Genomic DNA, 24,679 nt, shown 5'->3' with positions numbered 1-24,679 from the left:
GCTGAATACAGTATGAAAATGTGCTGAAAACGGTTCAAAAACGGTCGTTCGTCGAAAAGTTGCAATGTAAAATGTCAAAACACTATTTTTGGTCTGATAAGAAAGTTACGCGAACAGACTAATAACAGTAATGACGAACCGTTTTTATATAGCGGGGAACCGGTTGCTTACCCATATCCTTTTCTGGATCGGCTATCTCCTGGCGTACACCAGCGTACATGCGGATGGGGAAGACGGCCTTTTCAATTATTTCCTGAATGAATTACAAAGGCTGCCGGCAGCAATGTTGGTAGCCTATATTAACATCTATGTATTGTTTCCCCACCTCTTTAAGCAAAAAAGATATATCGCTTATGCTACATCTGCGATAGCGCTCCTGTTTGTGGCCTCTCTGTTGGACCGCATATTACTGGAACGGTTTATCGAGCCGACCTTTTTTCCGGATACGACCTACTATGAGGCCATCTTTGTATGGTATCTGATTTTTAAAGTGATGCTTTGGTTTCTGGCGCCTGTACTTTTGTTTACTCTTCTGGTTAAAGTTCTTGAACATTGGTTTGACCAGGAACGGATCCACCAGGATACGCTACATGAAAAACTGGAAGCGGAATTGAATTATTTGAAAGCCCAGGTACATCCACATTTCCTGTTTAATACCCTGAATAATCTTTATGCCCTTACACTCCAATCTTCCTCCGATGCGCCAAAAGTAGTGCTGAAATTGTCGGGGCTGATGAGCTATATGCTTTATGATTCACAATCGGATGGCATATCGCTTGATAAAGAAATAGCACATATCAGAAATTATATCGAACTGGAAAAACTACGTTACGGCAACAGGCTTGATGTGTCACTTAATGCATCCGGTGAAATTGAAGGTAAAAAAATAGCACCTTTGCTCTTGATCCCATTCGTGGAAAATGCCTTTAAACATGGAGTAAGCCACGAAACAGACAACGTGTGGGTTACTATTGATCTCAAAGTAAAAGATGAGTGGTTAAACGTAAAAGTAGAGAACAGTCATACAGGGACGGAAAGCAGTGCAGCCGACAACGTCACCCATGGAGGTGGGATTGGCCTGCTTAATGTAAAGCGAAGGCTTGACCTGTTATATCCCGACACGCATAGATTGATCTTACAAAAGGAACCGGAATATTATACTGTTGACCTTAAAATAAAATTGCAATAATTCGATGGCAGCAAGCAAAATAAGGTGCATGGTTGTAGATGATGAACCCCTGGCAATAGCTATCCTGGAGGATTATATCGGCCAATTGGAAACTTTGACCCTTGTAGGCAAATGCCACAATGCCATTGAGGCATTGCAATTTTTGCAAAAGAATAAAGTGGACTTATTGTTCCTTGATATCCAGATGCCGAAACTGACAGGTATCGATTTCCTCAAAACGCTATCCAACAGGCCGAAAGTAATTTTTACTACCGCATTCCGGGAGTATGCGCTGGAAGGTTTTGAACTCAATGTTCTGGATTATCTGCTCAAACCTATTCCTTTCGAACGGTTCCTCGCAGCAATTAATAAATACCATCCCGCAAATGAGTCATCAAATCCTTTACCGCCAATTTTAGTTCCTCAGGATAGCGGAACACCGGGCGAACAGTTTATTTATCTTAAGTCAGATAAGAAGATGGTGAAGGTCTTTTTGAAAGACATCCTTTACATCGAAAGCCTGAAAGATTATATCAAAGTAAAAACATCCGCTCAGGAAATAATTACCTACCAGCGGATCGGTTATCTGGAGGAAAAGTTACCCGACATACAATTCTTACGTATCCATCGGGCATATATCATTGCAACAGATAAAATCAAATCATTTAGTACCTCCGTTATTGAGGTGGGAGACCTGGAGCTTCCGATTGGCCGCCAATATAAAACAGAGGTTATGAAAGCCCTTGGGATACGGGAATGACAGCGTAATGTCTGATAATTGTCCAATTGGTTATTATTCAAGTCAGGTCCGGGGCGCAAGTTTATGTTCCTATTTAAAAGAAACGTATTATCTTTATCACATATGAGAATGACTGTAATGTTATAACCCTCCCCTGCCGTAGTTCTTACGCATTGCACCATAAAGCAAATGGTGCAGATTTTTCTTTGTCCAGATTCAGATTATTTTATCCGGTTCCAGGCACAACATTATGCTCGTGTGCCAGAATATCCTCAAATAAATATTTTATGTCAGAAATATTAAGCGAAAAAGAAATAGCGCAGTTTATTACAGACGGATTCGTTCGCATTGATAACGCATTTCCCCAGGCTGTAGCGTCCGCAGTTTTAGATCTCTTGTGGAAAGATCTTCCTTTTGACCGGGAGAATCCCAATAGCTGGACTGAGCCCGTGGTCCGTCTTGGAATGTATACGCAACAGCCTTTTGTAGATTCTGTTAATACATCAAAGTTGCATGCAGCTTTTAATCAGTTAATTGGTGCTGATAAATGGATTCCCTGCCAAAGCGTGGGTACATTTCCGGTTAGATTTCCTTCTGATAAGCAGCCAAACGATATCGGCAAACACGTAGATGCGAGCTTTCCGGGAAATGATGCATCCAATTACTTTGAATGGCGTGTAAATATAAAATCTAAAGGACGAGCCTTGCTAATGCTGGTTCTATATTCGGATGTTACGGATCTCGATGCACCAACAGTCATTTATAAAAGATCACACCTGGATGTTGCCCGTCTTTTGCATCAGGAAGGTGATGCCGGACTGTCTTTTATCGATCTTGCACGAAGCCTGGACACGTTGCCAGAGCAAGAGAATGTTTCGGCAATCGGCAAAGCTGGTACGGTTTATCTTTGTCATCCGTTTTTGGTACATTCTGCGCAGGCACACAAAGGGAACATACCTAAATTTATGGCTCAACCACCTTTACTTTTAAGAAAAGAGTTGACTATCACAGATTCAGATGTAGGTTACGCTCCCGTAGAACAGGCGATTCGTTTAGCATTGGGGTTATCATATTAAATGTTTGAAAAAGCCACTGTAATTAAACAAATTTTGTTCTTCAAGGTCATTGTATCAGAAGCAAGAAATGTTTAAAAGTAGCGGCCGATTCAAAATATGCCACCATTGGGCACAAAAACGGGAAAGGTCGGAGACTCCGACCTTTCCCGTTTTTTATGATCTTTTGACCCCGCACCGGGCCGGCTTATCTTACCGAGGATAATGTTTGGTTCCGTAGTTCGAATTTGTTTTCCAAAAAATCAGCTTTTCCGCGAAGATCGAACCAATGATCTGTTTCTTGGCTATTCGCACAAATAATCCCTCAGGTAGTGAGTTATTGTTTTGTAGGGCCAAAGGATTGATCCGGAAAACAATTCAATATCAACACTTAATTGCAAAAAGGATAGAGAGGGCAGAGTTTCAACTTAGCTTTTTTGATAGATTCAACGCTAACTTCATACTCTTCGGTATTGTTGATTTTAGGCGTCTGTGCACCTTTGATTTCTGTTAACAATGTCCGGTAGCGTTCGAGGATCTTAGCCAGATTTTTACTTGATCCGTCTTGCTGATATGCCTCTGTTGCTTTCTGCGTCAGGACATCAAACGCCTTATTCGCGTTGTCGTTAATAACGACATTCGCCAATATCTCGCGTTTGGCTTCAGCCAGCTTTACATTCAACGAATCTTTGGACTGTGCTTTGGTTTGCAGGCAGAAAAGCACCAGGAATCCACATAATAGTTTGTACATCTTCATAAGATTTAGTTAAAAAGGAATTAAATGAGTGCTGTGCAAGCAGACTGAATAGTAGCGTCTGGTGTTTTTACCTTTGCCAGGCATTTAATCCCCGAAGTTGTAAAAATACCAACTACTTGTTAGTTTTACAAACTCCTTTAATCACTTCGCTACCAGTCACTTAAAACGCAAAAAGAAGCCGTCTCAAAGTGAGGCAGCTTCCCCTGCATGTCTTGTGGGACATTATCTCTATCAAAGTGGATCAGATCTTCAGTTCATACGATTGGGAGAACTTCGTTCCCTGGCGCCGCATTGCTGCCTCAGTATGTATTGAATATGTACCTGATGGCAATGATATCTTCACTATAATATCTTCTATGTTATGATAATAATAAATGCCTTCATCAGAGAACTTTTTGTTGGAGATCCAAACCCCGCTTTCACAGGTACCGGCATCTGTTTCCGTCAATTGGATGGTTTTGACAGTGACTCCATTTTGTTGAATCACCAGGCTTCTATCCCATGGTCCACCCAAACGCTGCCCCAGCTCACCGTCGAAATTCACCGTACTTCCATCGGGCGTATCACTACCAAAAAATCCTTTTAAAGTCAGCAAGCCGCACTCGTTGGACCCACTCGAAGGAGTATAGGAGGCTGAACTGATATAATGACTTGTGTTGAACACTTTAAAATATGCAGTATCCTTAACATTGTGCTTCCAGCCGTAGTAACTGTTCAATACCTGCTTCCCATACACGAGGTAATAATATTTATATTGAACATATGGCTCGGCTGGTAACCATTTACTCCAGGCGATAATGCTTGTGGTTTCACCTAGCTGAGTCGATTTAATTTCTACAGAATCTAAAGGATTATCCCTGTTAACAAACTTCGCTACTCTTTCTCCAACGCCTGGTCCGTAAACGTACAGCTGTGAGAAATCTGATCTGAATATCATGTTTGAATCGCTATACGGCAACTGCCAGTCTTTAAACTGCGAGCGATCGTAATAAATACGAGCGTAATCATATTCCAGGGCATCAGTTTCAAGTAATGTCCTGTCGGTCTGATAGGTCTTTACGCCGAACACAACTTTGATCCTCAGCTCATACACATTACCACGCTCAAGGTCAGTGAGTGTGATATCACTTCCTGTAAATGGAATTTCCCTGGTAGTACTTCCAAGGGTTACAAGTAAGATGCGCTGGTAACCGCTGGGCATCGCCCCGGCACTATCACTATCTATATGAAGATCAGCCGTACTCGTAGTTACATCGACGATGTTGATTTTACTGGCGTTGGCCCATTGGGTTAGGCGTTCATATTCGGCGGCATTGTCATTTTTCTTGCAGGCAAAAAAGAAGACAGCTAACAACAGTGGTATATATTTCATGGTTTCTGGATTTCGGGACAAATATAGGAAAATCAAAATTACTCAAATTTTTAATAGAAAGGAAGTTGTTCAAAGCCAATATAGGTAAGATGCAAGAGGCACTTGCGGCTGCAATCAGAAAAAGAAATGCGTACGCACCTTCGTGGACAATCAATAAGCTGGTTGAATATATTGAAAAGACTATTTTCAATTATAAGGTCGATATGAAAGGCAACAATTTTAAAGAAAGCGCTGCAAGATGGAGTGTATACGCTTGTAACAAATTTGTAGAAGACATTCACACTGCTATAGCAGAAGAACGGCTACCAAAGATCTAAGGTACCCGGGGGCTGGATATTATCTGTTAACTTTTTGTTCTTATCTTTATCAAAAGTTTTTCAACCAGTATTTGTCCTGGCTTGACCAGCCACTATTCCCATACTTCGTTGTCAAATGATGCTATATTTACATTACCTGTCATGATAGATTTATCTCACGCTGAGAATCAGATCCGCTGCGTCACAAATTTTAAGGACCTTGTTTCTACGCCATTTAATGGAGAAGTAAATGCGATTTGCTGGACGCGTAAACTAACAGGTGATTTTTCCGAGATTGTTGATAAGATAGCGCTAAGTGGAAATATAACGGAAATTGAACAAGAGGAACTTCGCGAACTTCGGCTCAGTGAACAAGGGCAACTTGCCCGTGAAATTCTTTTAAATGACTTGAAGCTATTGAAAGCTCATGGCGCATCGCCAGTCCTGAATGTGATCAACTACTACGATCGGGATAATACCTACCCCTTTTTTCCAACCGATGTTTATTCTTTTCATGTGGATCGCTCTCCAGTACCGGTCGATACCTTTTTATGCACTTACCATGGCGATTCAAGTGAAATATTGCCAAATTCGCAAGGCATAAAAAAAGTACTTATTCCAGAAATACGTGATGAGCTCAGAAAGCTATATCATGGCACAGATGAAGGTTTTGACTCATTCTTAAGTGAACATTTCTTTGATCTGCACTATCAGGCTAAACCTGATGCACGTCCGGTAAGCTTAGGCCTTGGTCATCTATGGAGATTGGCGGTTGATCATCCTGAAAGCCAGGTTCCTCCCTGTATTCACCGTGCTCCAAAGGAAAAATCCGGAAAGAATAGGTTGTTGCTGATCTGTTGAACACAAATCCTTATTACTTTCCTCCTTTCTGCCTTAGGATAACAAACAGGTCCACAGACGGTTTCCACTTTAGTGTTCGTATATCAATAATCGGAAATCTGGTGCAGACCTTTATTCTTAAGCTGTTGCAGGATGTGAGGCGGCAATTCAGGGCTGCTTAGAGGTAAATCAACGGATAGCCGCTCAAAATCGCCTGCCGGTACGCGGTCAAATATTTCGTTCAGCGCTACAGGGTCTTCGCTGAAGCTAACACAAGTACTTACAAAATTCATCTGGTTTACACTGAAATCTTTTTGCTTCAGCTTACGGGTAGCATCTTTCACCCGGCCAATAAAATGTCTCTGGCGGATGAAAGTAGTACTGTTCATGATGATGAAAACGTAGTCGGCATAGGCAGTGATCTTGCCGTAATACATATGATTGTCCTTACCGCTGCGTTCCACCAGGTATTCATCCCCTGATTGATAGATCTCCATAGCAGACCGCCTTACTCTTTCCTCTCTGGCACCAGGGCCTGTCAGCGGCAGATTGCTGTTATAACAATACCAGCATCCCGTAAGATGATCCAATAAAGCGGTGTTCATCACTCCCAGCGGAATATTGATTTTGAGCTCGTGGAAACTAAAAACGGTAGCGGCATTCCTGAGGAAATCCATATAGCTGTCATAGCCCAATATACTGGCTATGGTATTCATTTTTCCGAAATTAGGGCTGCTGATGCCGGCCAATGCTTTCCCTGCCTTTGCAGCCTTCAGTCTTTTAATGATGAGGTGCTCATAGAAATAGTTATCTCCCAGGAAGGAAGCCTCTTCCTGCAGCTGCTTACCTTTCAGCATTAACTTGTTGAATTCGGCTGAAATATAAAGCCATTCTGCCTTTGACACATCTTCCCAGCTGCTCTTCCTGATAAAATGATGGGCAATGTAATTCATAAGCCGTTCGAGGTGCGCCAGTTCGTCTGTTGTCATAATACGATTTTAATACGAAAATAAGACTCCAAAGGATAATTCCAATACGTCCATCTTAGCGAACAGGGCGAGCTTTGTATCAGTATAAAAAAACAATGAAACAAACAGTTATGAATCAAACAACAGCACTTACCAGGGAAGAACAGGCGCTGCTATGGCAAAGGATCTTATCCTTTCCCCTGGATGCCCCTGATGCCCGGCTTCCCTTTTCACACAGGCTTGCACGGGAGAACAAATGGAACTACAATTTCGGGTTGAAAGCCATAGAAGAATACCGGAAGTTTATTTTCCTCTGTTGCATTTCACCACAGGGTGCCTCGCCTTCCAAAGTGATTGATGAGGTATGGCATCTGCACCTGATCTACACACAGAACTACTGGGAAGAATTTTGCGGAAAAACATTGAATCGCAACATCCATCACCATCCTTCAGCAGGCGGGCAACAGGAAAGAAACAAACACGGGAACTGGCGGGCAGATACCCTTGATCTTTACCGCAACACGTTCCATACAGAACCACCACCTGAATACTGGGATGACAAACACTCCTCCACCAACCCGCTCTCGCGGTTCCTAAAAAGATTTATCCTTCCTACACTCCCGCTGCCCTTCTTCTTTCTTACTGCCTGCAACGAAACCTCTACATCGTTTTTTCCCATTGCCATAGGCTGTATGATAGCCCTTGGATCCATCATAGCCGGCTCGCGGGGAAATAATACTGAAGAGAAAAGAAAAAAGAATGACAGTGATGGCAGTAGTGGAAGTAGTTGCGGAAGTAGCTGCAGCAGTGGATGTGGTAGCGGGTGTGGTGGCGGATGCGGAGGATGCGGAAGTTAAAAATAGAATTATGAAACAAAAAAATGTAGTACCAATGTTTAAAACAGGCTATCTGCCGGGCGTAGCAGGCTATCTCTTATTACCTTGCATATTTGGCGGCTTGTTCCTGGCCAGCTGGTTCCCATATCACCTGGCAGGCAAACAGTTTCTTGCCTGGTACCTTGTCCACATAATAACTGGCCATTTGCTGCTGTATCTTGCTGGCTTGTATAGCTCAGTCAAGCTGGACAGGTTGTCCCTCATCTTATTATGGATAACCGTTCTGATATCGCTGAGCCGCATATGCCAGGGACTGTATCATCACAAACCCATCTTGTATCTATGCGTGCTCACCGTGCTTAATGTTCTGCTGCTGCGTTTATGGAGTAGAAAAAATTAATTGTATATCACAATAAAGCGCCGCAATATTTACAATGTACCGCATCCCTGTCATGCCCTTCCCTTCCACATCCGGGACACGCCTCATGGCCATGCTTCCTGGCTCTTGTGGCGTTCACCATTTCATTTGTTACAATGCCTGTCGGAACAGCAATAATTCCATAGCCAATAAACATCATGATGGAAGCAATGAATTTACCTAGCGGAGTAACCGGTGCTATATCGCCATAGCCAACCGTGGTAATTGTCACAATCGCCCAATATATACTATCCGGAATGCTGGCAAAACCATTTTCACCATTTTCTACAAGATACATGACAGATCCAAGAATAATGACAGTAAAAAGCACTACCAGCATAAAGACGGTGATCTTCTTCATACTGCTCGAAATGGCTGTTTTCAAAAAATCTATCTCAGTCAGAAAGTGGGTCAACTTAAAAATGCGGAATATGCGTAGTAGTCGCAATGCACGAAGCACCAACAACGATTGAGCGCCAACAATAACAAATACACTCAGGTAAGATGGAAGAATTGCCAGCAGATCAATTACACCGAAGAAAGAGACAACGTACCGTAAAGGCTTCTTAATGCTTATTAAACGAAGGATATATTCCACCGTAAACAGAATAGTGAAATACCATTCCATCATGTAAAAGATTTGGCCGTATCGCTGACGATAAATTTGAATGCTATCAAGCATCACAACGACAATACTTAAAATGATCAGGATCAATAAGGCGATGTCAAATATCCTTCCTGCAATCGTGTTTGATTCATAAATAGTATTGTGAAGTCTGTTTCTCCATGTAACTCGTGTGTCCTGCTCCATGTCTTTTCAATTATAATACTTGTAGAAATTGCTGCACCTGCAGTTGCTGCCTCCTGATCAAAACATCAAATATAAACCGCTTTCTACAACAGGTGAATAAAGATTCCTGATTTGTACCACCAGACTATTTGGCCTTTAAAGGCAGAGCTTAAACTTAGTCCGGACAACCACTAAAAAGCCGGTCTGGTAAGCAACTTATCAATTATACTCAACTTAATACACTTTCAAGTGCCCGTAATTTACTGATAATCAAAATTATTTGGTTTGAAAATCTCCCATTACCAGGCACAAATGGTTGATGGCCGATTGATCGAACACCTTTCCAGGAGCAGGGACCGGATATGATGATTGATATAAAGCAAAAGGGAGAAATCACTGGATGATTTCTCCCTTTTGCTTTATACTGATAGAAAATTACAATGAGAATTCGCCTGTTTCAATATCTACACGGGTAGCCAAAGGTGCTTTCTTCCCGATATATGGAACGTTTTCCACCAAAGGAATACCTCCTGTAGTTGTGGCTCCTCCGCTAGCTCCCAATATAGCTCCTCCTATAAGTCCTCCGCCAAGTCCAGCTCCCACGGCTCTCCAGGCAATTGCATTGTTATTCCGCCGTGCCATGGCAAGATAATTTACCAGGTAGATACTGGTCTGATTCTGATCAATAGGAATAAACACATTATAATGCTGTTTAAGCAACATCCCCTCTTTACGTACTCCCCAGAATTTATCGACATAGGTCTTCTTTCCGGTACTGTCTGTATAAAAGAAGCGTACCTTCTTATCGTCAAGATCATATGCAATATTAGTAAAGGATGGTTGGTCGTTAATAAATTCCTGAAAAGTCAGATAAATGCCATCTGTATGTTCTTTTGCCTGGAATGCAGGTACATTGTAACGTGCTAATGCTTTCTCCTTTACCTCGGATATTGTGTATGCAGTGTCATTAGCTTGTAGGGCCGGAACAGATCTGGCCAATAATAACTGTAAAGCATCTGCTATGTTGTTGCCATGTTTGCGCGTGACGTCCATACCGCCTCTTACAAGGATGGTATCCAGTGCTGCCACCTTTCTGAATCTACCATTACTATCCCCGGTATAGGAAATGGCCTTAAAATGCAGGAAGCTGCGCTCACTCATACTAAATGTTCTTTCACTTATACGTACTTCCTGTATAACCCAAAGGAGTTTTCCTGCGTCTTTCTTATAGAGATAAGTATATTGCTTATTTACAAAAGATTGCAGAAATTCTGTAAGCGGCTTGTCTGCAGCTGCTGGCTTCCATTTATTGAACATGCCTGTCTGTATGTAGCCTAATATGGTAGAGTCGCTCACTGCATTCACTATTTCTATCCCTGATATATCTACCCCGCTTACGGCTTCAGTAACCGTGTCCGGCAGCGAGATTTTAGTGAGTTTGCTACTGTCGATATCTATGGACTTACCATTTGTCTTAAATGGGTCTTTGGATGTGAGATGATCATGTACAGTGACGTTATCATCAGCATATTGTGCATTTGTAATGGTAGCAGACAGCGTAAAAATTGATACGAATAACCAGCTAATATTTTTCATCAGGGATAATTTGCAGTAATAGGTATAACATTTATGACTACAGTCATGGAGGCCTGTAACAATTAGCAAATAACGTTTTTTTTACCTTTTTGCCAAACATTCAATGTTAATATGCTTTCGCACGCCCGCATAACCGGTTTTTGCTATATATATTACCCTTCTTTTTAGAGATACTATGCTAACTGTTGGTGGTTGCCCCTGGGTTCCTGATCCACGGATAAGGTTGTATGACGCAGAAAGGATTTTAAAGGCCATATTACGTATATTACGTTTTTAAACCATTATGAATGCTGTTCTGCCTTTTCCAGATACCGGATTCAATACTCATTCAAAGATGAAAACACTTCCGGATATAATACACCCTTTTTGGGGCAGGATCTTCGACAGCAGAGGCGAAGGCTATTCCTCCCCTATCAAATTCAGTCATCCTTTCTTCGGAAACAAAGCTTTTCCGGTATATCTGGGCGACCCTGATATCTCGCACACACCCAATTACATCAAAGCACACCCCGATGAATACTACAAACCAATAGCACCGATCCTCGGCGAAAATTATCACCTCCTCGATGAATTTGCAGACACCTACACCAACTTTACAGCTAACATAGACGCCAATATCAGGCAATTACAGGATGCGGTTTATGCGCTCTTTACCACTTACATTCAACCCGGGTTGCCACACACATATGAAATGCACCCTGTCATTGAAACCAGAGAAGACCATGACGAGTACATTAGAGACCTTGCTGATATTCGTATATTACCAGGAGGATATCTTGACATGATCTTTTACTACAACCTGATTCCTGCACCCGTTTTTAACGTCACTTTTAAGCATGGTATCATTGTAGACCTACTACCTGATCCCTGATGATCATAAGGACGACGAATGCCCCAACAAAAACCGTATAGACTTTCGTATTTAAGCTATCCATTATGTTGTAGCTTGGGGTTATAAACGTAGAACCCAAACAATGGCGGCCAATCAACTTTCGTATGGCTCAAATATGGGTCGTATAGCTAATCTTAAGCTTTTGAGAAAATTCTATTTGTTGATAATTAAAATTGATTCTATATTTGCATCAATGAAGACAATTATATCATATAACGGTTTGTGTTGGTGTCCAAACGGCGCCAATCGGACTATTGTATGACGTTAATATACACGTTATTATGCTGCCCGATTGGTATACCAGTCGGGCTTTTTGTTTTATACGGGTTTAAGATAATGGTAGTCGGCTAGTCTCCAAAACTGGTAGTGAAGGTTCGAATCCTTCAATCCGTGCCTTTCCGAAGTGAGGCAAGTATTGCGTCATCTCAGCATCCTGTAAAGCGGCTTCAGGTAACACTGCGATGGATCAATCCATTACCTCCCTATGAGCATGTACCCAATGTTGGCTTAGGGCATAGTCTGCAAAACTATGGTAACAGCGGTTCGATTCCGCTCATGCTCTCCATTGAAAGTTGTATAACGCTGTAGTGACAACTTATATAAGTTGCAATGTTAACAAAACTGTAGAAACCATTCCAGTCTTTTGTTATCGGTTACATTCACAGGGCCATCCTTATGATTTCTTGTTACGGCCGTCTCCTGCATCAAACTTGACACCGCATCCCTGTTAGTACTTTAGCTCCGTAAGACACTTCTCAAAACAATATCCTCACCGTCATCCCCTGCACCTTCCTCTATCAACTCCCAGTTTAATTTTTCAGCAATCCCCATTAGCAGGTCCATATACAAGCTCTCATATGCAGGATCTCCTTTAGACCCAACCACAGCGATCAGAGTGACTACCTTGCTGTTAAAATCTTTCGGATGGCCATAACTGCCATCAACGGAGTTAATGACCGAGACATCTATCCAGGGAAAACCTTCAGCATTATAAAACAGCTGTTTTCCTTTCTTCAATAACACACCCGTCTCTTCCAAAACCTTTAGAACGAGATCCGTAGGCAGCTGGTGGCTGTACGTACTATCGCCCCTTAACTCGTAATACCAATAAAGAGCTGACCACATACACTTCACTAATTAAGATGATACCAACTATAAATTTTCCATTAACCAATCATGGTCTATCGAATCGAGGTCAGCGTCCGGATATCCCTGCGGAAGCGCATCCAGTTGCCTCATTTCCGGATCAAGGATCATAGCAAGCGTTTCATCAATCTCTGATATATTTTTTTCAATGATGTCGTTTAATTCATGCTGAAGTGATCTCCCATAGTACAGCCCAGCAGAAAATCCCTCGAGCATTCCACCAAAAGGATAAGTAACCTCATAAAGCTTCTGTCTATAAATAAACAAGTCATTGAATAACCACCTGATATCACCGAACCTTAAAGGTCTGGCATCATGAACACTTGGATAATGTTGTTTTGTAAAAGCAAGAATTTTCTCCTTTACTAACGGGTGTACTTTTTCGAACGACTGCACATGCAAGAAATGTCCAACAACAATGTATTCAATAACTTTCGCGTTTGTTACATAGTCATCCTTAGCAAATTTTTTGGCATCTTCATTACTAAACAGACCAAATGCCTGTGCCAGTGCTTTAATCTGTGCTATTCTTATCCTGGCCGGCTCGCTATTGTTAAGTTCCTTAGCAGCCCACTCATATCTGTAATCGAGCACCTTATAAAGCAAATCTTTTATGGTCATAGGTATAATTGTCACACTAAAATAATAAATGCATTTCGTTTTTATCCCCTAACAAATAAATAGCATCAACCTTTATTAACGCTATCTTAAATGAAGCACACGTGATATCGCTCCTTTTTGCTATCGCAACACGATATCTCCGCACCGTGCACAAAAAAAATCCCACCTGCGCAAAAACACTGCGCATACGCCGTCTAACATTGCACTATAAATAATAACGGCAATGACTAAGAAATTACTACCCGCAAAAAATACCCCAATAGAATACAAAGAATGGAGAACAGAAAATTCTCTTCTTAACTTTATCTCCAACCATGTTGACCCTAACGGACGACTCACAGACTCCGCGCATGACTTGCCCGACGTAGAAAAAGATCCGGAAATGCTGTCTTTTGCACCCGGGTTACTGGATGCCATGACAGGCACGCATACATCTGCGAAATCGAAAGCCGTTATCAGCAAGCTTGTAAAACTATTGAAACACATTGCTGAATATGGCGATCAAACAAGTGAGTATACCTTTTATAAACTCATAACAGAACAGGAAAATATAATTGGTATAGTTGACGACTTCCAGGAAGCATTCATAGAAAAGTCTTTGCCTGTCGAGCCATACCTGCATTCATTCGCGAAGGACCTGATCACTAAAACAGCTCACCGGAACAGCGTGAAAATGGGTATCGCTATCGTGGGATTATATAAGGACCAATCCATCGTACCTGCTATAAAAATCCTGGCACTGCATGATGAATTTACCCTGTACGCTACAATTGCCTTGTTGAATATCCTGGATACACCAGCACCAGCACTATGGGAGCTGGCTCAGAAAGTAGACGGCTGGGGTAAAATTCAGCTGGTTAACAGATTAATTAATCTGGAGTTAACCACAGAAATCCAGGAGTGGCTTGTCTATGAAGGTTATAAAAACAGTATCATGTATGAATACCTGGCTTATACCTGTGCAACTAACGGACGGCTGCATGAGAAATTGGATGCGGCACAAATTGATAAACGTCTGTTCAAAGCTGCAGGTGAAATCATTTATGCGTTGATCAATGGCGGACCAGCAGAAGATATTTCAATGTATGAGGAAGCACCCAACGTAATAGAAAATTATATCCGGCATGCCCATGAACACACCAGCGATGTCCTCGACTTTTTACAGTTCGATAAACTGAAGTCATTTTTAACCGGACTGACGGAAGACATTGGCGAACATGAGAAAAATGGCTGGACGCAGGATATCGTTTCCAATTGCCTGATCGACCTGCTAAGCGTTCTAAATAACCGCGAATGGGAGCAAATAACGAGGGAAGCATTAACCAGCAATGACGAAAGCACCTATTGGCAGGCAAAAAGTGCCGCCTCGATATTGGGCATTGATATCTGGGATATCGTTTGGCAAAGATTACAACAGCATCCCCTTAATAGCGAATATTGGTACGACGTTGCCATACATGCTCCTAAGGAAAAGGTTACTGGTGTCATTGATTTTGCGCTTACACACCTTCCGTTACAGGAATATACCACCGGCCCTAAAGACCGATCAGACTTCGGAGAGAACTTTTCGAAATACCAGTGCCTTAATAACATACTTGTATTCCTTAAAGATTACCCTCAAAAAGGCGAACCTATTGTCCTGGCTGCGCTTGACAGCCCGGTAACGGAAAACAGGAATATGGCCATTGATGTATTAACGAACTGGACACAACAACAGTGGTCACCCCAGATACAGGAAAAGGTCAAAAAACTTGCGGAAATCGAACCCAACAAGGATACAAGGAAAGATATCAAAGCCTTGTTAAAGTAATCAGTTACAGGAGCCGCCACATTCAGGGTGGTTCCTGTAATTCCCCGCATGAGCTTAGTCTGAGAAAAATATGAAAACAACAAACTTTTACCCGTTTATGAAGGTCTGCCTGAATGAAGAATATGGAGTAGTGACCGACCAATTTACAGAAGTAGATGGAGATAGCAATTCGCGCATGTACGGCGTAATTCGCTGGGGTAGCGACAGTAATCCGGCCTTTGAAGATTGGACAGGCCTATGGGGTACTTTCGTAGCATTGGGAGGAAAAGAAATAACCGAAGCCTGCGATAAATAACGTATTGTGTTATTGCACAAGCTGCTTCACCACTTCCGCTCCCATGCCATTGTTCCGGAATAAAATTTGTACCCATAAAAGTTCACCAAAACAGATGATCATGACACGGAACAGACAAGGTGTAAAGGGCAACGACAAAGAGAACCGCACCGGCGCCAAAAATCCAATGCCCTCCGGTTACAAAAAACTACCAGACAATCCAAAAAATACAGAAGATAGCATCAGTACACGTGGTGATTCCGCTAATGGGAAATATTCCCGTACAAACAAACGGGATGAAGACATTGACAACAAACATACCCGGGGCGGAAGCTGACAAACCTCCGCAACGGCAGTAAAGCGGAAAGGTCGGAAATATTCTCCGGCCTTTTTGTTTATATACCTAAAACAAACCCAGCAATCCACCATCAGTTTTTATCAATCCAATATCAGTTTGATTCCTGTCTTTTTGATAGATTAGTATTCCTGAATTCCACTTATTGACTAACTTACCCAACCTCCCCGACGAAAGCGGACTCCTGAAAGAACTATCCGCCGGCGATCAGACAGCCTTTAAAGCGCTGTATGATAAATACCACCATGCACTATACCGTAAAACGTTCCAGATACTTCGCTCCTCTTCAGAAACGGAAGACATCATCCAGGAGGCATTTATTACCCTCTGGGAAAAACGTAAAGAGGTCGATATCTCCAGGCCATTAGGCCCCTGGCTTTTCACCATTACCTTTAACCGTGCCCTTAATCATCTCAAAAAGCAGTTACGCGAAAAAAGCAAAACAGCGGAAGCCTCCCTGCAACCTGCTATCGATAACGATTTCCTGGTTGTCGAAAAACAGTGGAAGTTACTGGAAACAGCCATCGGCCAGTTATCGCCGCAAAAAAGACGCGTATTCCAGCTTTGTAAGATGGAAGGCCGTACATATGAAGAGACCTCCCGGCTGATGGGTATTTCCAGGTATACCGTAAAGGAATACCTGGGAGATGCTATGTACACCTTACGGGAGTATATACATAAGCATGTCAGCCATGACACTACCCTGCTGCTCTTCCTGCTGATGGAAATTCTTTAAAAAAATTCCTGCCCTCTCCCCCCTTTTTTCAATTACCAATTGTATATATAATAAATAAAGCCCCCTGACATTTGAAAAGCGATCAACAAAGATTAAAAGAGATCCTCTCATCACCGCACCGCAGTGCGGAAGATGAACAATGGCTGGAATCATACCTGGCATCTACAGATGCGGAGGAACTCCGGAAGCAGGCGGCAGACATCTTTCAGCAAAACCTGCAGCAGGATAACCGTTTGCCACCCGATACCTCCATGCGTATGTGGGATAAGATCCAGCAGCAGGTCGATGCACCGGCGTTGCGCCATTACCCAAAATACTGGTGGCTTGCAGCTGCCGTGCTAGTACTGGCAGCTATCGCTTATCCGCTGCTACGCCAACAGCAACCCAAACCATTGGCTGTGGTCACATCCACAATAAAGCCCGGCGGCACCAAAGCAGTGCTAACCCTCGCAGATGGTTCCAGGGTAGAACTGACCGATACTGGTAATCAGGTGATTAAAACCAGCAATATAGCTATTCAGCAAAACCAGGGGAAACTGCAATATGAGCATCAGGGCAATGAAGCCAATGCATTCAATGAACTTACCACACCCCCCGGCGGGGTATTTCAGGTAAGCCTCCCTGACGGCAGCCATATATGGCTCAACGCCGCCTCTTCTCTTAAATATCCATTAAAGTTTAAAGACAATCGAACAGTAATACTCAACGGACAAGCATACTTTGAAATTACACCCGACGCCAAGCAACCATTCATCGTAAAAGTAGGTGAAATGGAAGTACAGGTATTGGGAACCAGCTTCGACGTTATGGCCTACAGCGACGAACAGGTGGTGAACACTACACTGATAGAAGGAGCGGTAAAAGTATTACGGGGAAGCGCTACTGCCCTGTTACACCCCGGACAACAATCCAAACTGAACCCTGCCACCGGAGAAATGGAAGTACAGGCTGCTAATCTCGAAAATGTACTGGCCTGGCGTAACGGAAAATTTGAACTGGAAAATACCGATTTGCCCACCTTCCTGCGACAACTCGCCCGATGGTACGACATAGAGATCGTCATGGTGGCGCCGGCAAAGGAGTTAACTATGAAGAAATTCGGAGGCCAGATAGGCAGAGATATGAATCTGCCGGACGTACTGAAAATACTGGACCTATACGGAGTTAAGTGCAAACTTGAAAACAGAAAGTTGACCGTGTTATCTGTTCATTCCTAAACAACCAAAATCACCAACGCCCAATGTAATCAACTATAGCCCATCATCAAATTCCACTAATCTATGCATCTGTATTACTTCCACGGAGCACCGCATATAGCGGCGGCCAAAATACTGCTATGCCATAACCGGCAACCGATTGCCGATAGGCATGGCTATGAAAAACGTACAAAATCACTCACAACTATGCGCTTTACTCCTATCGGCTTGCTGCTGGCAATGATGACTATCTATACAAGCGCCGTTTGCCAGACCATCAGTGTGAAAGCTAATAATGAACCCCTGCAAACAGTACTGAAGAAAATTGCTAAAAAGGCAGGCGTATATATTGTGTATGAAGAAAAAGAACTGGTTAACGCAGCACCTGTATCGTTACAGCTAAAAGAAGCCTCACTGAGACAGGCCTTAGACCTGTGCTTTAAAGACCAGCCACTGAGCTATAATATTATCGACAAAACGGTAGTGGTCAGGAAAAAAGAGCTCGTCAAAGACAACCTCTCCTCCGTCCATCCTCCGCAGCAGAAACTGTTAAGAGTACTGGGCCGTGTGCTGGAGGCCAAAGATCCTCCCGGACCGCTGGTAGGTGCTACCGTTAAAATAAAAGACGGTGCCAAAGGTGCTACCGCCGACGCAGACGGTGTTTTTGAAATGCATGTGCCCAAAGGCAGCACCCTGCTGATCTCCATGATCGGCTACAAGCCGCAGGAATACATCGTAAACGAAGAACAGGCCAACCTGATCATCTCCCTGAGAGAAGATCTTAAAACCTTAGAACAAGTAGTAGTAACAGGCTTTGGCGCACAGAAAGTTAAAAACATCGCCAGTTCTGTTAGTGTAGTTAATATGGACAATGTGAAAAACAAGCCTGTTGCCCAACTCTCTCAGGCGCTCCAGGGGAGCGCCACTGGTATTATGGTATCCCAGACTACCGGACTGGTAGGTGGCGACCAGGCAGACATCCGGATACGCGGTGTAGGTACACTTCTCAATGCTGCGCCACTGGTGCTCGTGGATGGTGTACCGTTTGACATGAATAACCTCGACCCTAATACCGTTGAAAGTATCACCGTACTCAAAGATGCAGCCTCCGCTTCCATGTATGGCGCCAGGGCCGCCAACGGCGTAATTATCATCACTACCAAACGTGGCGTTGCCGGCATACCCAATATTGAATACAACGGATACTACGGTATCCAGCGACCACAATACATGCCGGACTTCGTAGATGCCGCCACCTGGATGGAAATGAACAATGAAGCGATGAAAAACTCCGGCGGAAATCCAATCTACAGCGACTCTACCATACTCATGACGCGAAACGGCAGCGACCCGGTTAAATACCCTAACACCAACTGGCCCGATCTGGTATTGCGAAATGCCATTCCGATACAGCAACATTCCATCCTGGTTTCAGGTGGTAATACTGCCGCAAGGTTCTCCCTCTCTATCAATCAAACATGGCAGCAGGGGCATGTAAAGAACTCTGATTACAGTCGTACCACTGTGCGTGCCAATACGACCGTAGACCTGATGAAGAACTTCTTCATTTATATGGATCTTTTTGCTTCACGCAGTGTGCAAAATCAACCCTATGCAACTAACAGATTAACCACCGATATCTACCGGCGCATTTACACTGTACCACCAAATATCATTGCCAGATATCCTCGGAAAGAAGAGAATCCTGACTACACTTACTATGGCATTTATGGCGAGAGCTGGAACCCTGTAGCTATGCTGGAAAAAGGCGGCATTCTGGGCAAAACACGCGATGAGGCTCTACTCAACATACGCCCCCAATGGAATATCCTGCCAGGGCTTAGCCTGAAAGGACAAGCCAGCTATCGCATCGCTTCAGGTCTCGACAAGGCAGACCAGGAATCTTATATCTTCTTCGACTATTACACCAATCGCACCGCCGGCGTAAACTATGCAACGATTAAAACCGCCACACTCACAGCCCGGGAAAGCTACCTGTATTTCGGGGGTAACCTGGACTATAACCACGATTTTGGCAAACACAATGTAAATGCGATCGCTGGTTATACACAGGAACTACGCACCTTTGATTCGTGGAAAGATGTGGCACTACGTTCCATATTTGCAAAAGCATTCTATATCTACGACGGTCGTTACTTACTTGAAGCCGGCCTACGCCGAGACGGTTCCTCCCTGTTCGGCGATGGCAAAAAATGGGGCATATTTCCCTCTGTTGCTGCAGGCTGGAATATCGATAAGGAAAGTTTCTTCCATCTTAAATTCCTTGACGCCTGGAAACTCAGAGCCTCCTGGGGAGTACTGGGTAATAATAATATAGATCCTTATCTCTACCAGACAACAATCGATGCAGGCAATGGTACAGAAACCGTTATTGGCAATCCCAACCTGAGCTGGGAAAAAGTAAAAGAGCTGAACGTTGGCACAGACATCCATTTTAAAACAGGTATCAGTATCACTGCGGAATGGTATGACAAACTAACTACCGACATGATCATCACACCACAGCCCAACTACACAGGCGGTACAGGTATCGGCGCCGACAACAACGGAGCCCCTGTTAATATAGGTAGCGTGAGAAACCGGGGACAGGAGATCAAGATATCTTATCATAAATCATTTGGCAGCAACTTCAGCTTTGACGCCGGCATAGGTTACAGCAGGAACAAAAGCCGGATCCTGCGTCTTAGCGCCAATGGTCAGCCGATTATCAGCGGCAACACCATCATGTACGAGGGGGGCGCATTAAGAGAATACTATGGCTATGCCACACAAGGATTACTACAGCAGGCTGATATCGATAATACAAAGATCCTTAAGATGAATGGTCAGGCAGCAGGCGATGTGCACTTCCTGAATGCCAATGGCGATACCATCATCAATAATCTCGACCGGGTGCCGCTCGGAAATACAGAACCTACTGATATCTTCTTTTTCAACCTTGGTTTCAATTTTAAAAATATAGACTTCCAGACTTTATTATCCGGAGAATCAGGCGCGCCCCTGTTTTACAGCGGCAACTTTGCCATACCATTGAATATCGGCGGAGAAAGCGGCACTCCACAAAAATCGCAACTGGATTACTGGACACCACAGCGCACAGGCGCCTCACGTCCACGGCTGACGCCCACACCAGGCACCAACGCCAATTTCTCAGATTTCTGGCGCATAAGCGGCAAATACCTGCGTGTTCGTTACATACAGCTAGGTTATACCCTTCCAGCTCCATTAGCCAGAAAAATAAGGGCTAAAATGCTGCGCGTGTACTTCAATGCACAAAACGCATTCACCTTCTCGAAAGTAAAATTGTTTGATCCGGAAAGTGGTGGTAATCAGAATACAGTGCCATTACTGAAGACATACACGCTCGGTCTTAACCTTAAATTCTAAAAACACGTATATGAAACATCGTCATAAACAAATATTCACTTCTTTGCTGGCATTAGTCCTGCTCTGGGGCTGTTCCAAAGATTACCTCAACAGGGACAACCCTACTGCTACCACCGATGAAAAATGGTGGCGACTGGAATCCGACCTGTTTAACTATCTGGAAGTGATCTATAATAATCAGATGTCGCCCGGCGCCCTGATCACCTCCTCTTCCTACCAGGCCAACTGCCGCATTCATATGAGCGGCATTACAGACGAATCCGTATTCCGGGCCAATTTCGGCAGCTGGAACAGCTATCCGCTGGGCGCAGTTACAGCTACAGACGGCTATCTTTCCGATACCTATCGCCAGAATTATAAAGACATACGTAACGCCTCCCGTATATTGGAAAACTACTCCCGCATCTACATGGAAAACGCGGTAGTGAAAGAGCAACGTGCCGCAGAAGCAAGAGCGCTGCGGGCAAGGGCGCACCTTAACCTGTTTCTTTTCTATGGCCCCATACCCATTGTACGCAAAAGCCTGGACCCGCAGGAAGGTGCGTCAGTGCCCCGCAATACGCAGGAGGAAGTAGTCAGTTTCGTTGCTGCCGAATTAGATTCCGCAGCCGAAGTACTGCCTGCATCCTACCCTACCAGTGAGGCTTACCGTATTTCAAAAGGCGCCTGTTATGCCATGCAGGTACAACTATTTCTCAGCATAAAAAATTACCCAAAGGTGATCGAATATGCCAGGAAAATTATCGGCCTCGGAGTATATGACCTGCACTACAGTACTACTTCCGGCGTTAACAGTTATGCCCAACTGTTTACCTACGATGCACTGGAAAACAAGGAACGTATTCTTTTCCGCCGTACCGGCAACTCCGGCGCATTTTTCAGACTGGCCCCCAAAAGCCTGTCCGGGCAAGCATGTAACGGCCCTACTGCAGCCATGGTGAATACTTACGAAACACTCCAGGGGCATACATTGCAGGAGCTGGGAGCCGACAGTCTGAACTACTACTGGAAAAATCCCTTGTACAACAATAACAGAGATCCCAGACTGGCAGCCAGTGTACTTTTCCCCGGACAAACATTTGTGAACCGCCTCTTAGATCCCTTTACCGCAGGATCAGTAGACCAGCTCGGGGCAACACAATCTACACAAACCGGTTTCTGGGTAAAGAAATACCTTGACGCCAAAGATGTGTCGCGCAACAATGCCGGTACATTAAACTTCATGATCATCCGCTACGCTGAAATATTACTGAGTTATGTAGAAGCACTGGTAGAATCCGACGACTGGCAACATCCGGATGTATTGCTGTACCTCAACAAGATCCGCAACAGAGCAGGTATGCCCGATGTAAATACTGCCGTCTATAATACACAGGAAAAATTACGTGAACTATACCGCCGGGAAAGAAAAGTAGAACTGGCTTTTGAAGGCACCCGCCTGTTCGATATACGCCGTTGGAGAATAGGAGAAGAAGTCTTGAAGGGGCCGGCAATGGGTGCCATCAATCCCAACACAAACCAGCCGGTAATTGTTGAAAACAGAATATTCGATCCTGAACGCGATTACCTCTGGCCCATTCCACTGGTAGAAATCAATGCCAATCCGGCCATGAAGCAGAACCCAAAATGGTAATAATACCACATAGAAAATCCGCGCTGGCAGAAGTGCCCAAAAGTGCAGACACTTTTGGGAAGACAGTTCACCAGTAGCGGATTTTTGTCTTATGTACCAATACGCATAATGCGCGACTCAAAGCGAAATCTATGACTTATTACTAAGTAACGCACCAACTCCCGACAATACCGTAAAGCCTATGTTAAAAACAATATGTACAGGATAAGGCATTTTTCCAAGGATGCCGCCACAGGAGCAGGGTATATTAGTAAAAAAGAAATACAGGGTGGACAGATAAAGGCTGAACATCGCCATTACAAAAAAAGATAGAAAGAAGCCTGTTTTCCTGGTGGCTGTAAAGTTCAGTAATATAACTATCAGAAACTCGGTGCCCAGCACTACAGGCGCCAGCAGGTTCATGTCATACTTAACAAGCAAGGGAGATTTACTCATATCTGACATAAAGAGGGAGTAATCCATGGCCTTGAAAATAGCCGCATAGGTAAACAACATGGAGATGAGGACCACAATGACAGTAATGATATGTTTTTTCATTTGTTTCTCAGCTTAAAAAGAAGAATGTTATTTTCATAAGCAGCGATCAGTGTATCTGCGGATTTAGCTAGTTGTAGTACGGGCTTTCCCTGATAACCAGGGAACCTGAAACTACTTTCATATTCCCCGCTCTCAATATTATATACATCTACTACAGGACCTCTGTAGTTGCTTTTCAAAGCATCCTGAGATAAGACATAAGAAAGCACATACAAACGCTTTTCATCGGCTGTAGCAGTGGAGTTGACAATCACAGATTTACTGGACCGTGTATATATCTTACCCGTTGGTATAGCAATATTAGAAGGAGGAGTACGATCAATGGTATATATCAGCTTAGTAGCATCATTTGCATCATCATATTGTATGATCCCTGAATTATAAAAGGAGATATAATATTGATGATGATGATTGCTGGTGTAAAATCCGTCCGCCGAAAGCCCGCCGTCTTCGAAACGCGGAAATTCATATATCGCACTGTCAAATGCAGGTGTGCTAAACTTTCTCAGTTTTAGTTGTGTAACCTTTTTGCTGGTATCGAAACTGGTCTTCAGATAATAGGGCGTATTTTTCCCTGGTCCATAGGTAATTACGTTATCCTCTTTATCATCAAAAATATAGAGGGTGTTCGTATCAATTTCCAGTCGGGTAACTATCCCATTGTTACTGTAAAACGAATCTACATGATGTGAATCAGTATTGTATCTGAAGATGGTTTTCTTACTGTATACGTATCCATATATATTACCCTGAGCGGCTTTCATGATACTTACCCTTCCTGGAAACAGAACAGTGTCTATGGGTTGTAAAGTGAATCGGTCATAACTCCTTTTGTAGTTTGTAGATATTCTATCCGGTTCAGCTCCTTTAGCAAGGATATACGTGGTGATGATGGCGCAGCATAACAGCGCTGATAATATCAGTAGATCTCTTTTCATAAAGATAAGGCTGCAAGGGCAGCCTTACACCTTTTAATTTAATAGAATAGCAATTTACTCAGGGGCAGATCTGTACTTTAATGCCCCATGCGCCGGTAGAATTACATTTCAGATCTGGTTCGCAATGGCAGTATGCAATTGCTTTGGATCGGTTTGCCTTAACGGCAACAGCTACAGTAGTGCCAACAGCGAGCACCAATAACAGAAAAGCTAACTTTTTCATGGCTTTCTTTTTGGGTTAAAAAAAATAATAGTGAATACTATAGGGTTATATGAGTGAAGCTAAGGAATACTTTTTGAA

General features: G+C 43.4%; 25 protein-coding genes and 2 tRNA genes. 17 read left to right on the top strand and 10 right to left on the bottom strand.

Features of this window, described 5'->3' with window-relative positions; all coding sequences use genetic code 11:
• Positions 1–130 precede the first annotated feature (130 nt).
• The 3 genes from L3C95_RS30325 to L3C95_RS30315 all read left to right on the top strand — a co-directional run bounded on the left by L3C95_RS30325 (position 131) and on the right by L3C95_RS30315 (position 2,983).
• On the top strand, positions 131–1,189 hold the full coding sequence (locus L3C95_RS30325) for a sensor histidine kinase (RefSeq protein ID WP_236394025.1): 1,059 nt from the start codon (positions 131–133) through the stop codon (positions 1,187–1,189).
• A 28-nt stretch (positions 1,190–1,217) separates the two neighbouring features.
• Positions 1,218–1,928 carry a LytR/AlgR family response regulator transcription factor gene (locus L3C95_RS30320; RefSeq protein ID WP_236394024.1) on the top strand — a complete coding sequence of 237 codons (711 nt, stop codon included), beginning with the start codon at positions 1,218–1,220 and terminating at the stop codon, positions 1,926–1,928.
• A gap of 266 nt (positions 1,929–2,194) precedes the next feature.
• Positions 2,195–2,983 (top strand): hypothetical protein, encoded by a 789-nt coding sequence (locus L3C95_RS30315; protein WP_236394023.1) that lies wholly within the window; start codon positions 2,195–2,197, stop codon positions 2,981–2,983.
• Positions 2,984–3,350: 367 nt separating this feature from the next.
• Here the strand turns inward: L3C95_RS30315 and L3C95_RS30310 are convergent, their stop codons facing one another.
• On the bottom strand, positions 3,351–3,710 hold the full coding sequence (locus tag L3C95_RS30310; protein WP_236394022.1) for a hypothetical protein: 360 nt from the start codon (positions 3,708–3,710) through the stop codon (positions 3,351–3,353).
• Positions 3,711–3,957: 247 nt separating this feature from the next.
• A complete protein-coding gene (locus L3C95_RS30305) occupies positions 3,958–5,088 on the bottom strand; it encodes a hypothetical protein (protein ID WP_236394021.1) in 1,131 nt (376 codons plus the stop codon).
• 89 nt (positions 5,089–5,177) lie between these two features.
• On the opposite strand from L3C95_RS30305, the gene L3C95_RS30300 reads away from it, so the two are divergent.
• Positions 5,178–5,405, top strand: a complete 228-nt coding sequence (locus tag L3C95_RS30300) for a hypothetical protein (RefSeq protein WP_236394020.1) — start codon at positions 5,178–5,180, stop codon at positions 5,403–5,405.
• Positions 5,406–5,546: 141 nt separating this feature from the next.
• Positions 5,547–6,245: a DUF1826 domain-containing protein gene (locus tag L3C95_RS30295; RefSeq protein ID WP_236394019.1), complete on the top strand. Its 699-nt coding sequence runs from the start codon at positions 5,547–5,549 to the stop codon at positions 6,243–6,245.
• Positions 6,246–6,328: 83 nt separating this feature from the next.
• On the opposite strand, the gene L3C95_RS30290 is transcribed toward L3C95_RS30295, so the two are convergent.
• Positions 6,329–7,213: a hypothetical protein gene (locus L3C95_RS30290; RefSeq protein WP_236394018.1), complete on the bottom strand. Its 885-nt coding sequence runs from the start codon at positions 7,211–7,213 to the stop codon at positions 6,329–6,331.
• Positions 7,214–7,323: 110 nt separating this feature from the next.
• Here L3C95_RS30290 and L3C95_RS30285 point away from each other — a divergent pair, with 110 nt between their 5' ends.
• Positions 7,324–8,049, top strand: a complete 726-nt coding sequence (locus L3C95_RS30285; RefSeq protein ID WP_236394017.1) for a glycine-rich domain-containing protein — start codon at positions 7,324–7,326, stop codon at positions 8,047–8,049.
• Positions 7,952–8,428, top strand: coding sequence for a hypothetical protein (locus L3C95_RS30280; RefSeq protein WP_236394016.1), 477 nt, complete (start codon positions 7,952–7,954; stop codon positions 8,426–8,428). Before L3C95_RS30285 ends, L3C95_RS30280 begins: the two co-directional genes overlap by 98 nt.
• 7 nt (positions 8,429–8,435) lie before the next feature.
• Here the strand turns inward: L3C95_RS30280 and L3C95_RS30275 are convergent, their stop codons facing one another.
• The gene (locus L3C95_RS30275) at positions 8,436–9,257 is read right to left on the bottom strand and encodes an ion transporter (RefSeq protein ID WP_236394015.1); all 822 of its coding nucleotides are present in this window, start codon (positions 9,255–9,257) and stop codon (positions 8,436–8,438) included.
• 414 nt (positions 9,258–9,671) lie between these two features.
• A complete protein-coding gene (locus L3C95_RS30270) occupies positions 9,672–10,832 on the bottom strand; it encodes a hypothetical protein (protein WP_236394014.1) in 1,161 nt (386 codons plus the stop codon).
• A gap of 334 nt (positions 10,833–11,166) precedes the next feature.
• Between L3C95_RS30270 and L3C95_RS30265 the strand changes: the two genes are divergently transcribed.
• From L3C95_RS30265 to L3C95_RS30255, 3 genes are all read left to right on the top strand, one after another.
• Positions 11,167–11,703 (top strand): hypothetical protein, encoded by a 537-nt coding sequence (locus tag L3C95_RS30265; protein ID WP_236394013.1) that lies wholly within the window; start codon positions 11,167–11,169, stop codon positions 11,701–11,703.
• Between the two features lie 343 nt (positions 11,704–12,046).
• Positions 12,047–12,117: transfer RNA gene (locus tag L3C95_RS30260), tRNA-Trp, on the top strand.
• 93 nt (positions 12,118–12,210) lie between these two features.
• A tRNA-Cys gene (locus L3C95_RS30255) sits at positions 12,211–12,289 on the top strand.
• Positions 12,290–12,459: 170 nt separating this feature from the next.
• Here the strand turns inward: L3C95_RS30255 and L3C95_RS30250 are convergent.
• Positions 12,460–12,849: a hypothetical protein gene (locus L3C95_RS30250; RefSeq protein WP_236394012.1), complete on the bottom strand. Its 390-nt coding sequence runs from the start codon at positions 12,847–12,849 to the stop codon at positions 12,460–12,462.
• Between the two features lie 27 nt (positions 12,850–12,876).
• Entirely contained in the window at positions 12,877–13,491 is a 615-nt protein-coding gene (locus tag L3C95_RS30245; RefSeq protein ID WP_236394011.1) for a hypothetical protein, read from the bottom strand.
• A 223-nt stretch (positions 13,492–13,714) separates the two neighbouring features.
• On the opposite strand from L3C95_RS30245, the gene L3C95_RS30240 reads away from it, so the two are divergent.
• The 7 genes from L3C95_RS30240 (at position 13,715) to L3C95_RS30210 (ending at position 22,903) form a co-directional block, all read left to right on the top strand.
• Entirely contained in the window at positions 13,715–15,301 is a 1,587-nt protein-coding gene (locus L3C95_RS30240; protein ID WP_236394010.1) for a hypothetical protein, read from the top strand.
• Between the two features lie 70 nt (positions 15,302–15,371).
• Complete coding sequence (locus L3C95_RS30235) at positions 15,372–15,596, top strand: hypothetical protein (protein ID WP_236394009.1); 225 nt, start codon at positions 15,372–15,374, stop codon at positions 15,594–15,596.
• Between the two features lie 100 nt (positions 15,597–15,696).
• Entirely contained in the window at positions 15,697–15,912 is a 216-nt protein-coding gene (locus L3C95_RS30230; RefSeq protein WP_236394008.1) for a hypothetical protein, read from the top strand.
• Positions 15,913–16,075: 163 nt separating this feature from the next.
• Entirely contained in the window at positions 16,076–16,666 is a 591-nt protein-coding gene (locus L3C95_RS30225; protein ID WP_236394007.1) for an RNA polymerase sigma factor, read from the top strand.
• 71 nt (positions 16,667–16,737) lie between these two features.
• Positions 16,738–17,883 (top strand): FecR family protein, encoded by a 1,146-nt coding sequence (locus L3C95_RS30220; RefSeq protein ID WP_236394006.1) that lies wholly within the window; start codon positions 16,738–16,740, stop codon positions 17,881–17,883.
• A 63-nt stretch (positions 17,884–17,946) separates the two neighbouring features.
• A complete protein-coding gene (locus tag L3C95_RS30215; RefSeq protein ID WP_236394005.1) occupies positions 17,947–21,270 on the top strand; it encodes a TonB-dependent receptor in 3,324 nt (1,107 codons plus the stop codon).
• Between the two features lie 10 nt (positions 21,271–21,280).
• Positions 21,281–22,903 carry a RagB/SusD family nutrient uptake outer membrane protein gene (locus L3C95_RS30210; RefSeq protein WP_236394004.1) on the top strand — a complete coding sequence of 541 codons (1,623 nt, stop codon included), beginning with the start codon at positions 21,281–21,283 and terminating at the stop codon, positions 22,901–22,903.
• 129 nt (positions 22,904–23,032) lie between these two features.
• Here the strand turns inward: L3C95_RS30210 and L3C95_RS30205 are convergent, their stop codons facing one another.
• The 3 genes from L3C95_RS30205 to L3C95_RS30195 are packed head-to-tail and all read right to left on the bottom strand — an operon-like array spanning position 23,033 to position 24,601.
• Positions 23,033–23,440 carry a MauE/DoxX family redox-associated membrane protein gene (locus L3C95_RS30205; protein ID WP_236394003.1) on the bottom strand — a complete coding sequence of 136 codons (408 nt, stop codon included), beginning with the start codon at positions 23,438–23,440 and terminating at the stop codon, positions 23,033–23,035.
• A complete protein-coding gene (locus L3C95_RS30200; RefSeq protein WP_236394002.1) occupies positions 23,437–24,378 on the bottom strand; it encodes a hypothetical protein in 942 nt (313 codons plus the stop codon). Before L3C95_RS30200 ends, L3C95_RS30205 begins: the two co-directional genes overlap by 4 nt.
• Positions 24,379–24,436: 58 nt before the next feature.
• Positions 24,437–24,601 carry a hypothetical protein gene (locus L3C95_RS30195; protein ID WP_236394001.1) on the bottom strand — a complete coding sequence of 55 codons (165 nt, stop codon included), beginning with the start codon at positions 24,599–24,601 and terminating at the stop codon, positions 24,437–24,439.
• Between the last annotated feature and the right edge of the window lie 78 nt (positions 24,602–24,679).

It is taken from the genome of Chitinophaga filiformis (assembly GCF_021646545.1).
Lineage (GTDB): Bacteria > Bacteroidota > Bacteroidia > Chitinophagales > Chitinophagaceae > Chitinophaga > Chitinophaga filiformis_A.
This window is presented reverse-complemented; position numbering and strand designations above follow the sequence as displayed.